Annotated in this window: 12 protein-coding genes; 7 read left to right on the forward strand and 5 right to left on the reverse strand. The window is 50.5% G+C overall.

Annotation, left to right across the window (positions count from 1 at the left end):
- The first annotated feature begins 113 nt into the window (after positions 1 to 113).
- The 4 genes from ACN0YR_RS05705 to ACN0YR_RS05720 all read left to right on the forward strand — a co-directional run bounded on the left by ACN0YR_RS05705 (position 114) and on the right by ACN0YR_RS05720 (position 5,456).
- Positions 114 to 989 (forward strand): hypothetical protein, encoded by an 876-nt coding sequence (locus ACN0YR_RS05705; RefSeq protein WP_417848226.1) that lies wholly within the window; start codon positions 114 to 116, stop codon positions 987 to 989.
- A 117-nt stretch (positions 990 to 1,106) separates the two neighbouring features.
- A complete protein-coding gene (hemA, locus tag ACN0YR_RS05710; RefSeq protein ID WP_417848227.1) occupies positions 1,107 to 2,387 on the forward strand; it encodes a glutamyl-tRNA reductase in 1,281 nt (426 codons plus the stop codon).
- Between the two features lie 264 nt (positions 2,388 to 2,651).
- Positions 2,652 to 3,413 (forward strand): 3-keto-disaccharide hydrolase, encoded by a 762-nt coding sequence (locus ACN0YR_RS05715; RefSeq protein ID WP_417848228.1) that lies wholly within the window; start codon positions 2,652 to 2,654, stop codon positions 3,411 to 3,413.
- A gap of 525 nt (positions 3,414 to 3,938) precedes the next feature.
- Positions 3,939 to 5,456: a hypothetical protein gene (locus tag ACN0YR_RS05720; protein ID WP_417848229.1), complete on the forward strand. Its 1,518-nt coding sequence runs from the start codon at positions 3,939 to 3,941 to the stop codon at positions 5,454 to 5,456.
- Positions 5,457 to 5,716: 260 nt separating this feature from the next.
- On the opposite strand, the gene ACN0YR_RS05725 is transcribed toward ACN0YR_RS05720, so the two are convergent.
- The 3 genes from ACN0YR_RS05725 to aroC form a co-directional block, all read right to left on the reverse strand.
- On the reverse strand, positions 5,717 to 6,376 hold the full coding sequence (locus ACN0YR_RS05725) for a sigma-70 family RNA polymerase sigma factor (protein ID WP_417848230.1): 660 nt from the start codon (positions 6,374 to 6,376) through the stop codon (positions 5,717 to 5,719).
- Positions 6,377 to 6,419: 43 nt separating this feature from the next.
- The gene (locus ACN0YR_RS05730) at positions 6,420 to 8,720 is read right to left on the reverse strand and encodes an ArnT family glycosyltransferase (protein ID WP_417848231.1); all 2,301 of its coding nucleotides are present in this window, start codon (positions 8,718 to 8,720) and stop codon (positions 6,420 to 6,422) included.
- A gap of 132 nt (positions 8,721 to 8,852) precedes the next feature.
- Complete coding sequence (gene aroC / locus ACN0YR_RS05735; RefSeq protein ID WP_417848330.1) at positions 8,853 to 9,989, reverse strand: chorismate synthase; 1,137 nt, start codon at positions 9,987 to 9,989, stop codon at positions 8,853 to 8,855.
- A 171-nt stretch (positions 9,990 to 10,160) separates the two neighbouring features.
- On the opposite strand from aroC, the gene ACN0YR_RS05740 reads away from it, so the two are divergent.
- From ACN0YR_RS05740 to ACN0YR_RS05750, 3 genes are all read left to right on the forward strand, one after another.
- Entirely contained in the window at positions 10,161 to 11,315 is a 1,155-nt protein-coding gene (locus ACN0YR_RS05740; RefSeq protein ID WP_417848232.1) for a PmoA family protein, read from the forward strand.
- Between the two features lie 68 nt (positions 11,316 to 11,383).
- Positions 11,384 to 12,220 carry a 3-deoxy-8-phosphooctulonate synthase gene (kdsA, locus tag ACN0YR_RS05745; RefSeq protein ID WP_417848233.1) on the forward strand — a complete coding sequence of 279 codons (837 nt, stop codon included), beginning with the start codon at positions 11,384 to 11,386 and terminating at the stop codon, positions 12,218 to 12,220.
- Positions 12,221 to 12,452: 232 nt separating this feature from the next.
- A complete protein-coding gene (locus ACN0YR_RS05750; RefSeq protein ID WP_417848234.1) occupies positions 12,453 to 13,118 on the forward strand; it encodes a CAAX prenyl protease-related protein in 666 nt (221 codons plus the stop codon).
- Positions 13,119 to 13,133: 15 nt separating this feature from the next.
- Here ACN0YR_RS05750 and ACN0YR_RS05755 read toward each other — a convergent pair whose 3' ends face one another.
- Together ACN0YR_RS05755 and ACN0YR_RS05760 are read right to left on the reverse strand one after the other, a co-directional pair.
- A complete protein-coding gene (locus tag ACN0YR_RS05755; protein ID WP_417848235.1) occupies positions 13,134 to 13,766 on the reverse strand; it encodes an LON peptidase substrate-binding domain-containing protein in 633 nt (210 codons plus the stop codon).
- Positions 13,766 to 14,161, reverse strand: a complete 396-nt coding sequence (locus tag ACN0YR_RS05760; protein ID WP_417848236.1) for a DUF309 domain-containing protein — start codon at positions 14,159 to 14,161, stop codon at positions 13,766 to 13,768. Before ACN0YR_RS05760 ends, ACN0YR_RS05755 begins: the two co-directional genes overlap by 1 nt.
- Positions 14,162 to 14,186: the final 25 nt, after the last annotated feature.

The raw sequence follows: 14,186 nt of genomic DNA on the forward strand, positions 1-14,186 counted from the left end.
TGACAGACCAAGGTGGAATCTGAGATCATTGACGGATTCAACTGGAACGTGAATGATGGGATGATTCCCGCCAACTGCGAACACTCCTCACAGGATCGAGACAGTCAAAGTTCATGCAGCTTGCTAACGTGACCATTTTATGTTTCTTCGCTAGCTACACAGCAGCGCTTGTCCTGGAACTGACGCAGTTCATCAGGCAGAGCCAAGTGATGCGCTGGTCCGCTCTGGGAATTTCGGCGGCCGGATTTTTAGCCCAAACGATTTATCTGGTTGAACGCAGTCGCCAAACTGCGCTCCCCCCTCTATTGGCGTCATCACATGATTGGCTGTTGGTCTCCGCATGGTTGGCAATCGTGTTTTACCTCGGAATCAAGTTTTGGGACCGTTCCCTGTCAATTGGTTTGTTTATCCTTCCGCTGGTTCTACTGCTTGTCGGATCGTCCCGTTTTGCGAGTACCACTCCCAATCCGGATGTCAAAATCGCTTACGAATTGACAATGATCCACGCTTCGTTCTTGGTGTTTGGGATCTTCGGAGTCATTCTGTCGCTCGTCATGAGCATGATGTATTTGCTTCAGCATTCCCGGCTGAAACACAAAAAAGCTCAGCCTCCAGCGTTGCATCTGCTGAGTCTGGAGCGACTCAATAAGATTAACTGGTGGCTGATTGTTGTTTCCGTTCCATTGCTGACACTGGGAATGGTGACCGGATTATGGATGTCGTATTTACGTGCCGGGTCTGATCATGCGGTCAATCTCGCAAATTTCGGGTTTATTGCCTTCGGCTTAGTCTGGGTCGCGATGACCTTCCTGTTTGGCTGGCTGTTGGTCTCAAAAAATGCCACGGGACGCCTGGTCGCGTGGCGAACACTTCTGGCTTGCGGTTTCCTGCTCGTCACTCTTTTAGCAATTCGATTCCTGAGTGCCGACAATATTCATTCGTCCGGAGTCCAATTACCGGGTATCATTGTGGATGGCCCCAAGACTTGAATCTGGATTTTGAGAGAAATAACAATTAGAGCACTGAGTTCTTGGTAGACTGTAGCACTGGGAAATTCCTCCTTCCTGCCGATTTGGGAGAGGGACTCTAGGAGAATTTATTCATCGATGAACGTGCAGGTTGTTTACTGTAATCACCAGACAGCGGACTTGAATCTGCGGGAACGCCTTGCTTTCCCGTCTTCGGACCATGTTGTGCGCGCGTATGATGAACTCCGTGTTCGATTCCCGAGATCCGAGCATGTCGTCATCTCCACCTGCAATCGAATCGAACTCTACACAGCCCAGGAAGATCCGGGAGATACCCCCAGCCACGATGATCTCGCTCAGTTCTTCTCAGACTTTCATCAGGTTCCGAAAACAGAATTCTTCAACGATCTTCTCGAACGGCAAGGGCCAGATGCCGTGCGACATCTCTTCGAAGTCGCATCGAGTATCGACAGCATGGTTCTCGGCGAAAGTCAGATCGTTAACCAGATCAAGTCTGCTTACGAACTCGCAATGGAGACTTCAGCGAATGGACCGCTGACGAACGCTCTGTTTCAGCGGGCGATGGCAGTCTCGGGGAGAGTTCGGACCGAAACAAAGCTTTCCGAGGGGCGCGTCTCCATTGCCAGCGTTGCTGTGGGAGACTTCGGCAAAAGCATCTTCGATCGCTTCGATGACAAGACCGTCCTCATCCTTGGTGCAGGAGAGATGGCGTCTGAAACGCTGACGTACCTCAAAGATGAAGGTGTGAAGAAAATCCTTGTCACAAATCGGCATTTTGAACGTGCCGAGAAGTTGGCAAGAGAATTCTCCGGCGAAGCAGTCGCCTGGGAAGCCTTGCATGAATCGCTGGCGCGAGCCGATGTGATCGTGAGCACAACCGGGGCGGATCGACCTATTCTTGGAGTTGAGGACTTCAAGAGTCTTCGCAAGAAAACCGGTCCGAAGCCATTGTTTATTCTCGACTTAGGAGCTCCGCGAGATATTGAGCCGCAGGTCAGTGATCTGGACGATGGAATCTTCCTGTACGATATTGATGACCTTGAAGCGACATGTGAAAACAATCGCAAACAGCGCTCTTCCGCAGTCACGAAGGCCACGAGTATTATCGAGGAAGAGACCGAAAAGTTCATGCACGAGATCTACCATAAGGCGACCGGGCCGATTATCAAACAGCTCCGGGAGCATTGGCACGAGACCAGCCGAGCAGAGCTGGAGATTCTCTTTCGCAAGATCCCGGAACTCGACGATCGACAACGCGAAGCGGTCGAGAAAACCATTAGCCGCGTCGTTAATAAATTGCTCCATCCTCCACTGGAAACACTGCGAGACGAAGCTCGCTCCGGCCCGCCGACCGGGATGCTCGAGACGCTTAAGCGTCTGTTCCACATCAAAGATTAAAACGCTATCTGTTTTTCTCTGTATGGTCAGATCCGTTTAGAGCAGCTTGCTCTACCGCTTGCCCGTGAAGAACGCATTTCACTAGGAAAAATGCGATTCGCCACGAGGCAGAACCTGCAAACCAATTCGAAAGATGCTCTAGGCTCTCGGTGATCTTCATTGGAGGCTTCTCTTCCGAATCCATGCATCATTCGACATGCGTCAGGTGAAATTGTTAAACTGATCTCGTTTTGCCACTCGTTGAATGTCTGAAAGAAATCTCCCATGCGTACCGGCTTTGCTCTCCTGATCACTCTCGCAATGTTGTTTCTCTCGGTAGCCCCTGTTTTTGCGGAGGGTGAGATTGAAGATGGTTTTGTTTCACTCTTTAACGGCAAGGATCTCACGAACTGGACGACTCCTGAAGGAGACGGCGGTAAGTGGAAAGTCGTCGATGGAGTGATCGATTACAACGCCGATTCAGAAGCCAAAGGAGACAAAAACCTTTGGAGTGAAAAGGAATACGGCGACTTCATTTTGAAAATGGATTGGCGAATTAAGGAAACTTCGGGGCTGTATCCTGTCCCGATCGTTCTGGAAGATGGGTCATACTTGAACGATGCCACAGGCAAGAAGCTGACAATTCAGATGCCCAACGCCGATTCCGGCATCTATGTTCGTGGAACGTCAAAAGCCCAAATCAATATGTGGTGCTGGCCCATCGGCTCTGGAGAGGTCTACGGATACCGGAATAATCAGAAAGATCCCGTCGTTCGCGCGGGAGTTACTCCAAAAATCAATGCAGATCACCCGGTCGGTGAGTGGAATCAGTTCACCATCATCATGGTCAAAGACCGTCTGACCGTGATTTTGAACAACAAAATGGTACTCGAAAACGCCCAGCTACCCGAAGTTCCCGCAATGGGCCGGATCGCCCTTCAACATCACGGTGGTGTCAACGCTGATGGCTCGTACAAGCCTGCTTCCAGCTTGGTTCAGTTTCGGAATATTTGGATTAAGGAACTCCCGAATCCTAAGAGTCCTTAAGGATTTAGGGGGATTTCCTTGACTCGCAGGAGTGTCATCGTAAACTGAACAGAGGATTGATGTGGCGTTTTGACCACATCAGTGAAGCCTCTCATCATTCAATTCATTCGAATTTAGCGGTTATCGGACTTCGGCAATTTGCATTGAAGTCTCGATGAAATTCACTCGACTTAAATGGAGAAGACCATTCATTTTGGTCGGATCACGTTGTATCAATATCAATTCACAAGCGAAGTTGCTGGACCGTAAACGTGGACTGCAGCCTATTGTGGATTCAAGACAACCTTCGGTTACAACCTACATGGGGTTACAACCTGCACGGATTGTGAAGCAGTGTCATGGACGATGTTAGAGATGCGACATGCACTGTGTCGATTAAAGACACTGTGTAGAACAGAGACACTTCGTCTAAGACATACGCTGTGAAATGGTGACCGTTCAATCACTTTCGGCACAAATCCATTTGCGCACATAACCTCCATTTCGCGCAAAACTCACTGAAATTGTTCCAAAGGGGACTCCTCGATGGCAGGTTCAAAACCGACCGCAGTACACTTTTCACTTGTCTTCTTTGTGATGACCACGCTCATTCTGTCCATCGTCACCTATTTGACGTTTCAGGAACAGAAAAAAGCGGCACTCGCTGCAGCTGATGCAACAGACAAAATGAACGCAGCTGAGGGGAACTTCAAACGACAATTTGATGAGCTTGCCGCTCTGAAGCAACTCATGGGCTATGAAGGCTTCGAAGAAATCGGCATCGGAGGCAACAACGAGAATTCTGTAATCGGTGCTGCCAAGAAAGATCTCGTTTCCTTGGGCCGCGACCAAGTCCAACCCAGCCCAACCGATCCAAAATTCCGGGACACGCTGCAGTCTTTGCGTGCGAGTTTGGAAACGATGTCGGAGCAAAGTAAAACGTATAACACCGGGCTGAACGAAACCAACGCACGACTCGAAGCTGAGAAAACCGCCACTAGAGGCCGAGAAAATCAACTTCAACAGTCGCAAGAGAAAACTGAGCAAGAACATCAGAAGCTGATCACTGATCAAACTGAGAAGATGGCTGCGAAGGATGCCGAGATCGCCACTGTGCGACAGGAACTTTCTGCAGAACGAGTCGCCAAAGGGCAACTCAACGATGAGCTCGATCGTGTCCGCCGACAGACCAGTGAAGAAATTTCACTTCTCCAACAGGCGAATCAGTTCCTTCGACTGCAGCTCGATAAGCTTGAAAACCAGAGCTTCGACAAACCCGACGGAAAAATCGTCCGTGTCGACAACACGACTCGACTGGTCTGGATCGACATTGGCAGCAAGGATTACTTACGTCCACAAACAACGTTTAGTGTTTACATTCAAACACATCGTGGAGTAGGACGTGGTTCAGGAGACATTAAGGCCAAAGTTGAAGTCAACAAAATCCTCGGTCCAAATCTCGCTGAGTGCCGTATCGTCGAAGAAGACTTTGATCGCCCCATTCAGGCTGGCGACCCGGTTTACTCACCATTGTTCAATCCCGGCGTTGTCGAGTCATTTTCGTTCGTTGGAATTCTCGATATGGATGACAACGGAAAAAGCGATCGTGAACTCTTGCATGGGATTATTTCGAACGCCGGTGCTTCTGTGGAAGTCGAAGTTGACGATCAGGGAAATCGAATCCCTGAAGGTCGTAAGATGTCTGTGAAGACGAAATATCTGGTCGTCGGAGAGATCCCTGACCCAAGCCAGTTCCCCGGAGCTGACGAACGTCGTGAATTCGCTCTGAAGATAAGTGAAGAGCATAAAGCTCTCGAAAATGAAGCACTTCAGTTCGGGATTAAAATTGTACGGTTCTCTGACTTCCTGAATTACATCGGGTACGAAAACAAACAGCGACTCTATGTCGCTGGTGAAAACCAGAAGTACAATTTGAAGTCTGGATCACGAAGTACCGGAACTGATGAAGTTCTCGGAGCGAACCGACTCTCCAGTGGACAAACATCACAACGTTTCCGCAGCGATCGCGGAAACAAAAAACCTGCCAGTTCAACTGGTCAGTAAGCAAACGCGACAGTAAGCAAACACGACAGTGAGTAATCCTGACATTGAGTGATATCTTAAAGAGCATTGTCAGGCACTGAAAAGTTCTTGAAAACTGAAAAGCCAGGCAACTCAACTTGCCTGGCTTTTTTTATGTCCCGACTCTGGATCAGTGATCTGGGCCTTGGCACGCTTTCAGAGATCTCTTCTTCGAAAGCGGCTGAGCAGGCTTTGAACTCTCGAAGGTGACGTTCGCGGGGACGACAAACATTCAGCGTGCTCTACTGCAAACGTTTTTCGGATTCTGATTCGTCTGTTGCGGTCAGAATGGTTTTCAGTCGCCGAATCGCTCGCAAGTATCTCATTCCCGCTGCCGCCGGAGAGAGTTTTAAGGCTTGAGCGACTTCACTGTTCCCAAGGTGTTCGATGTGGCGCATGACGATGATCTCCCGATCGTCATCGTCAATTTGACTCAAGGCTTCAAGGAACCGTTCTTCGAGTTCTTTCCGAATCGTCGCCGCCGCTGGAGTCAGTTCTTGATCACTCAGTTGAGCAGCCAAGTTGAGTGATGATTGATCACCAAACTTTCGCCGCTGGAGTGGTTGTTCTTTGTCGACCGTTCGCTTCTTGGCGTGATGCCGACGGTGCAGGTCGATCATGCGGTCTTTGGCAAGTTGTCGGACCCACAGGTGAAACGGCATGACCGGGTTGGCGACATAATCTTTCAGACGCTGGTTGGCTTCGAGCAGGACATCTTGCACAACATCGCTGGCGTCGACCCGGGCGGAGATCTTTCGGTCCAGTCGAAAGTGGATCAGGCGTCTTAATGCGTCACGATGCCGATTCATTAAATCGTTGACGGCAAGTTCATCACCGTTCGCGACCGCTTGAACAAGTTGCTGCGTCACTTCGTGTTCCGGCCAGATCGATTTTTCAGGCATGAAATTCCACTCTCAAAAAGCCCTTCGGGCTAAAAGGTGATCCTCATCGAGTGCCCGACAACTCGAACAATTGGAACTGTTTCATCTTCTGGTCTCCAGAAAATGTCCTTCGCTTGAGTTCAGGCCCCCAACGTTCAATCTCATCTTTCCAGGAGTCATCGATGCCTTCCCAGTCTCTGAGGTTGAATTCATCCGGGAGCGGAACTTCTTCAAACGGCCAACGGTCAGCTAGCTGTTTGAGCCTCTCTGGAGAAACGAAATCAGTATATCCGTAAGTCGTGCGATACCGAAGGATTTCATTCCAGTTGATCAAAATGTGCGTGATGCCAGCGACTTGGAAATTCTGCCTGATAGTCTCAGCTGGCAGCAGTTCCCATTCATTTTTTCCGAGTTTGCTGGAGGTCCATTGTTCGAGAAGTGAATAGTCGAAGACCGTGTTGTATCGATACTCGCACTCCGCATCAAAGACCATCGCCTCGCCGACGAACAGCACACGCCCGCTTTCGCCGGCAGCTTGTTCCGCAAGAAGCACCGAGGCTGGTTTCACCTGCTGGCGTGCTTTGCTGTAATCAATGAGATAGGCATTGTATCCGCTGGCAGGGGTTGTCATGAACGCAAGATTGAAGACCAGTGTGGTCAGTAGCAATAGAAAAACCGCTTTCCCTAGCCAGGGAAAATACCAGGGGGAATCATTGCCTTGAGAGAAAAAAGTCTCTTTCAATGCTGCGATTCCCACTCCTGAAAGGAGAGCGATGACAGGCAGTACGGGGACCCAGAAACGGTCGATAAGGTGGGTCATGGTGTACCAGACGGTCAGGATCGTGATCGCTGCTCCGAGGACAATCCAGAACTCCCGGTTTCGTTTGCGATAAAGAAATGCGAGCGGAGCGAGCCCGAAGATCAGCGGGGATTGCCAAACGCTTCCGAGCGTGACATCGACAACATTCTTCTTCAGTTCTTGCCCCATCGCGACTGGATTCTTGAGCAGAGGTGACGGCCGCGCATGCCCCGCTTTCCACTTGGCATTCAATTCAGCGTCCCAGTCCTCGCCTCCAAAAATTGAATACATCAGCGGGTAGACCGGGTTCCTGGTTTCGAGGGTGTTCTTGACTGCCCATGGCCCAAACGTCAGCAATCCGCCGACAATATACAATGCCGCCATCGTTGTTGTTTGTCGCCAGGGGACTCGTCGCAGAACGACAGTGGTCAGCATCACAAGAGCAATCGGAATCGCAACGAGCACGATTCCAGGATATTTGGTGGCAACAGTACTCCCTGCAAGGAGGCCACACAGCATCGAGAGCCCTCGCTCATGCGACGAAGATTGTCGTGAATCGGAGAAGAGCGACAGCCAGTGCAGCAACGCTAACAGCGAAAGAATCACATAACAGCACATCGCTCCTTCTGTGTATGCGATGACCGAAATGCGATACGTCCATGGTGTGGACAGGTAGACAAGGGCGCTGATCGCTCCAACGTAATCTCCTGCAACGCGACGTCCCACAGCGAAGATTCCCATCGCGGTGAGCGGAGCGAAGGCCATCAAGACCGTCTTGCCAACCAGAGCTCCGGTGAACCAGTCACCTGTCAGGAGCATGCCACACAGTGTCAGCATTTCGGTGAGGAATGGAAAACTTGTGTAGACGTTGTGTGGCAGGAAATGAACTTTGCCCGCCAGAAAATATTCCTTTGGCCCTTCGAGGTGGTATTCCTTTACATCGAAATCTGTCGAAGGGAGCATCGCTCCTAGCAGCATGGGGGTGAGAAAACAGACGCAGAGGACTGCAATCCAGCGAAGAGAGAAATTGTGTTCTTTGGCTTTGTCGTTTCGCTGCGATTTTTTGTCTCGCTGTCGTAGTGTCAGAAAGCATTCGGCAGCGATCGTGACAAGTAAGAGAACGAAAAACAGACCACGGGAGAGGGCTCCGGCGGTTCCGAGTCCCAAGGTCAGCAGCGAAAGAATTGAAAGGCCCAGTCCACCCGCGAAGGCGGATTTGGAAACACCGTCGAAGATCGAGTTCAATTTCATTCCACGCAGAGCGAGTCGGCCCAGTGCAATCGCCCCGGCCAGCATCAACAGGGCGTATCCCAGAATGGGAATTCGTTGAATCAGATTCGCCCAGCTGGAGGAATCACCTGGGAGTCGTTCCGGGAAGATGTTGTTCCATAAGATTTCAGGAACAGCGAAAAGGATATCGACGCGATCGATGTCACCTTCGCCGATCCCGGGAAGCAGGGTGTAGAAGAAACGCGACCAAAAAATCAGAATCCATGCCAGAACAAAGAATGGGATAAGCGAACGCAGTGGCGACTCGCGATCTGGCTCTGCAACCGGTTTACTCAATGTTCCACTCGATTTCTGTAGGCTGAGTCGAAACTCAGCGATTTCACAGCGGAAAAGCAATTGAAGCTAATGAGACGATTTCTGATTGTCGCCTGAATTGCCTTGCCGGGAGGAATCCCAGCCAACTCTGATTCACCCTCGTCCAGTTTGTCCTTGCCAGCGTAGCCAGTGGTCTGCGAGGACGATGGCGATCATCGCTTCTGCCATTGGAATGAACCTTGGAAGCAAACAGGGATCGTGGCGTCCTTTGGTTTGGATCGTTGCTTCCTCGCCGGTTTGTGTGACGGTTTCCTGTTCGATGGGCAAGCTGCTGGTCGGCTTCACAGCGGCCCGCAAGACGATGGGCATGCCAGTGGTGATGCCCCCTAACATTCCGCCGTGGCGATTTGATTTCGTGACGATTTTTCGGTCACCATCTTTATTGGCACCGTTCTGTTTCTCGGCAGTAAACAGATCGTTGTGTTCACTCCCTTTCATGGTGACACATCCAAAACCGATGCCATATTCGACGCCGAGCACCGCCGGGAGTGAAAAGAGTGCCTTGGCAAAGTCGGCTTTAATCTTATCGAAAACTGGTTCTCCCAAACCCGGGGGAACATTTGTCGCCACAATTTCGGCTGCTCCGCCGATGGAATCGCCAGCTTTGCGGCATTCATCGATTAACTGAATCATTCGGTCGGCCGCTTCGAAATCGGGACAGCGAACGATGTTCGCCTCACCGTTAGGAAGTTTTTCGACCTGTTCGAGAGTCACCTCGCCCGGGTTTTCGATCTCAGCTTTGATTTCACCAACTTGTGTGACATAGCCGACGACAAGGCCACCAAATGCCTCGGCAATAATTTTCTTGGCGACCACACCAGCTGCGACACGGGCGGTTGTCTCGCGGGCACTGCTTCGTCCGCCACCACGATAGTCTCGGAAGCCGTACTTTGCATCGAAGCTGTAGTCGGCATGACCGGGGCGATAAAGATTTTTGATGTTGCCGTAATCTTTGCTTCGCTGATCCTGATTTCGTATCAAAATCGCCAGACTTGTTCCGGTCGTACGACCTTCGAAAACGCCGGAGAGAATTTCCGGTTCGTCCGCTTCTTTTCGCTGGGTGACGATCTTGCTCTGACCCGGTTTTCGACGATCCAGGTCAACCTGCAGATCTTCGACGGTCAATGAAATCCCCGGTGGAACGCCGTCAATAATCACGACATTCCCGGGACCGTGGCTTTCACCTGCGGTTGTAATACGAAACGATTGTCCAAATGTATTTCCTGCCATGGCGGCATTGTAGAGAGAGCAGGGGCTGCTTGGCGAGTCAGTTTTGGTCGTCACTTTCGGTGGTTGTTGAAAGGCTCCTTGAAACAATTTCACTCGCCACTTGACGAGCATTCCTTAACTGGCTTCAATTGACAGTTCACCCACCTGAAATCCTTGCTCGCCGGAGCCATTATGCGAATCCTGTTTGCCTTTCTCACCCCCCTCCTTCTCGCAACGTCACTGTATTCAGCTGAAGTCACGCTGGAGCAAAGTCCTGAAAGTGTCAAAGCGACCATCGGTGATGATGTCTTTCTTGTTTTTCAGTTCGATAAAAACCGCCGCAAACCTTTCGCGCTTCCAGTCACTGGACCGGGAGGATTCGAGCTTTTGAAGTCAGCGAAGGCCTCGGAAGAAGAGGGAGCAGCGGGACGAAAAGTGATCATTGCTGACGAATCGCCAAAGCTCAAAGGTGGCAAGGCGGACTTCAAAATTGGTGATGAGGTCGAAGTGGGCAAGATTGAAGAGAACTGGCTGGAAATTCCTGCCAAGAAGTTGTGGATTCATCGCAGTTCAGTCGCTCCCATGGTTTCGACTGTAACACGTCAGATCAACGACAATCCGACCAAAGGGCTCGATCGCAAACACCCACTCTATTATGACCATCCGCACCACAAAGGGATCTGGCTGTCGGTTGATGAAATCGAAGGGATCAAGTTTTGGAATGAAGATGGCGAAATCAAAAACCAGTCGGTCGAAATCGTCAAGAAGTCCGGGAATCCGGCAGTTTTGAAAACCGTCAATCACTGGGTTGGGACCGACGGTAAAACACTTCTGAAAGAAGAGACGACGATCTCCGTATATGCAAATCGTTTGCTTTCTTATGACGTGACTTTCACTGCACCCGAGCAGGACGTCAACATCCGCGACACCAAAGAGGGGATGTTTGGTATTCGACTTCCGAACAGTATGCGGGAAATGATTGCGGGCGGTCCGGTCACAAATGCTGAAGGTGCCGAAGGGACCGCTGCCACTTGGGGACGTACGACAAACTGGATTGATTACAAAGGTCCTGTTGATGGTCACGTCTTTGGGGTCACAATCATGGATCATCCGAAGAATCCCTGGAAGTCACGGTATCATGTTCGCAACTATGGCCTCTTTTCTATAAATCCTTTTGGGGCAGGAGCCTACACAAAAGGTCGCGACGATGAACAGCCCGCTCATCATCGAGTTCTCAAGCCAAATGGTGAGAAGCTCAACTTCAAATACGGCCTCTACGTTCATGGCGGAGAGACCACCCCGGACGACATCAACAAAGTGTTCAAGCAGTTTGCGAAAGCAAAGTAAATTGCTCCACTTCCCCCCGGTCGTTGGCCGGGGGCTTCATGAATTGATTCGAGAGAAACGGACGTCTCATGCCGAATAACCCTGTTCAGATTGGCGAGAACGAATGCGGTTCGCAGTTGCCGTTATTGGTCATTGCTGGACCTTGTGTCATCGAGAGTGAGTCATCGTTGCGCGAAATCGCCTTGCGGTTAGCAGACATCGCCAGCGAACAGGAGATTCAGCTTGTTTTCAAAGCAAGTTTCGATAAAGCCAATCGCACCAGTATCGATAGCTATCGTGGTCCCGGTTTGGATCGAGGATTAGAACTTCTGGAACTCGTCCGAGATGAAACCGGGCTGCCGGTCACAACGGATCTTCATGCCCCTGAGCAGGCGGATGCGGTGGCATCGGTCTGTTCGATCTTGCAGATCCCCGCATTTCTTGCGCGTCAAACCGATTTGGTTGTCGCCTCTGCCGAAGCTGCGGCAAAGCATGGTCGAGTCGTCAACATTAAGAAACCACAATTCGTGGCTCCCGAGGATGTCATCCATGCTGTGAAGAAGTGTGAAGCTTCCGGTCAAGACGATATTTTACTCACCGAGAGGGGAACGACCTTTGGTTATGGTCGGTTGGTGAACGATTTTCAATGCATTCCCATCATGCAGGAGATGGGGTGTCCGGTTATCTTCGATGCGACGCACAGCGTGCAACGCCCCGGCGGTTCAACTACCGGAGGGAATCGAGAAATGGTCCCTATCCTGGCTCGGGCCGCAATCGCAGCCGGAGCTGATGGAGTCTTTATGGAAACGCACCCTGATCCGAACAATGCGAAAAGCGACGGTCCGAATCAGGTGCATCTGGAAGATCTCCCGAAGATCCTTGATGAATTGCAACAACTACGTGATCTGGTAAATCAGTTCGCATAAGGAATTTGCCGCACATCTTATAGCAAGAGCTGATTCTCAAACATGAATTTGCTCTCTCTTAGAGCATTTTTCGAATTGGTTTGAAGGATCTGCCTCGTGGCGAACAGCATTTTTAATAGAGAAATGCGTACTTCACGGGCACACGGTAGAGCAAACTGCTCTAGATACCGAAGAAAAGTGACCTTCACGGGGACGACAAGCCTTGAACTGCTTTAAATGTAAACGTTTGTAGATGGCCAAAGCATTCATTCTTCCGTTTGTTGTTTACCTTGCCGGGATGAGTCTCGCTGCGAAGTGGTCGGATCAATTCCCTCTCCTTTATTCGCTCACCGTTCTTGCGACGCTGCTGGTTGTCATCTGGAGTTGGCGAACTTCAAAGGCGATTGTCCCGCATTGGAAAATCATAGATGCGGTTTTGGTCGGACTTGTGGGTATCGTCTATTGGATCTGGATCAGCCACTGGCATCTGGAAGCGACTCTCACAGCAGGTTTTCCAGAATGGATGCAGCCCAGTCCACGGGTTGCTTACGACCCATTTGCAGCGTTTTCCAGTCACCTTGCAGCTTGGGGATTCGTTTCGATCCGTTTGCTTGGGCTCGCTGTTCTTGTGCCGATTGCGGAAGAGTTATTCTGGCGAGGATTTCTGATGCGGTGGATCGTTTCAGAAAAGTGGGAGAGTGTTCCCATTGGCACGATGACAGCTGCCTCTTTCTGGGGAGTAACTCTATTGTTCACTCTCGCTCACCCAGAATGGTTCGCAGCTGCCGGTTACTGCATCTTGCTCAACAGTTTCTTGTACTGGAAGAAAGATCTTTGGAAGTGCGTTGTCGCTCACGGGACGAGCAATCTCGCTCTCGGCGTTTATGTGCTGTCAACTGGACATTACGAACTCTGGTAACGTTCGCGTTGTCGCTCAGTTCAGGCTGAACGGTGGTGGAAATTCGGAGGACAGAAACGCGGGTCGCTCTGATTTCAGCATGTTCAAAACAAGCTCACAACGACGGTCTTCATCGAGTTCATTCAGGATGGTTTCGTGTTCAACGTGGTTCAGCTGACAGCTAAATGCGAAGAGGTCACAGAGTGCTCCAAATGAAAGTTCCCGTTCCCAAAGTGGGGTGACAAACGGGTTTCGCGAGTGTTCAGGAAATCGATTCAGGAATGCGTCGATCAGTAATTCCCGTTGATCTGCACGATTTTGATATGATGAACCGTTCTCGTTTCGTTGTTCTGGGAGGCTGTTCATCGACGTCGTTGAACAGGCTGTCTTGAGATGAATTCGCCGGATTCCTCGGAATTGAGCTTGTCCGGAACTTTCGTCAAAAGCAATCAGAGTTGCCAGGCAGCCGATTTTTGATGTTGCTGTCGGAACGAGAATCACTTGCCGCGTGCTGGTCCATAGTTTGCGGAGGGTGTCCTTCAATTGTCGAGAAACGACCGTCAACGGGAGAGCTAAACCCGGCAGGATCGGGACTTGTGAAAGGCACAAAGTTGGGGGATTCGTTGGGGCAGCTATGGCGCATGTTGGTGATGTTGAAGCATCTTGCATTATTCATCTTCCTTGAAGGTCAGCATCAGTTGAGGAATCAGGGATTCGTCGATACGAATTCCCTGCGGATATGTTTTGTGATGCCCCAAAAGCGGAGCAAAACATTCATCGAACCGAACGAGGAACTGCGTTAGTTCAACACCTTGGCAGCTTGGTTGAAAAGGAGATAAATACCGCACTGCGGAATCGTGCATCTTGCGAGCTCCTCCGAGGTTGCCTTCGGTGAAGTGAAACAATGCGACCGCAGCATGAATCAAGCCTTGCAGGAACTCTCGTTCATCAGTAAGTGTCTCGTCCCAAAGATCTTCGAGTACGTCGTGGCAAGCGAAGTACTCTTGCGAGTTGAAAAGTTCAACAGCCTCTTGAAGACGGGAGTCATTATCGCAAGTTGACATTCTTAAATTTATCCAGTGAGGTCTT

Origin of the sequence: Thalassoglobus sp., assembly GCF_048270125.1 — a bacterium.
Classification (GTDB): domain Bacteria; phylum Planctomycetota; class Planctomycetia; order Planctomycetales; family Planctomycetaceae; genus Thalassoglobus.

Coding starts and splice junctions, on each gene's coding strand:
- ACN0YR_RS05725 (WP_417848230.1), bottom strand. CDS start 6,376: ATGCCTGAAAAATCGATCTGGCCGGAACACGAAGTGACGCAGCAACTT.
- ACN0YR_RS05750 (WP_417848234.1), top strand. CDS start 12,453: ATGGCCAAAGCATTCATTCTTCCGTTTGTTGTTTACCTTGCCGGGATG.
- ACN0YR_RS05740 (WP_417848232.1), top strand. CDS start 10,161: ATGCGAATCCTGTTTGCCTTTCTCACCCCCCTCCTTCTCGCAACGTCA.
- ACN0YR_RS05755 (WP_417848235.1), bottom strand. CDS start 13,766: ATGCAAGATGCTTCAACATCACCAACATGCGCCATAGCTGCCCCAACG.
- kdsA (WP_417848233.1), top strand. CDS start 11,384: ATGCCGAATAACCCTGTTCAGATTGGCGAGAACGAATGCGGTTCGCAG.
- aroC (WP_417848330.1), bottom strand. CDS start 9,989: ATGGCAGGAAATACATTTGGACAATCGTTTCGTATTACAACCGCAGGT.
- ACN0YR_RS05715 (WP_417848228.1), top strand. CDS start 2,652: ATGCGTACCGGCTTTGCTCTCCTGATCACTCTCGCAATGTTGTTTCTC.
- ACN0YR_RS05705 (WP_417848226.1), top strand. CDS start 114: ATGCAGCTTGCTAACGTGACCATTTTATGTTTCTTCGCTAGCTACACA.
- ACN0YR_RS05720 (WP_417848229.1), top strand. CDS start 3,939: ATGGCAGGTTCAAAACCGACCGCAGTACACTTTTCACTTGTCTTCTTT.
- ACN0YR_RS05760 (WP_417848236.1), bottom strand. CDS start 14,161: ATGTCAACTTGCGATAATGACTCCCGTCTTCAAGAGGCTGTTGAACTT.
- hemA (WP_417848227.1), top strand. CDS start 1,107: ATGAACGTGCAGGTTGTTTACTGTAATCACCAGACAGCGGACTTGAAT.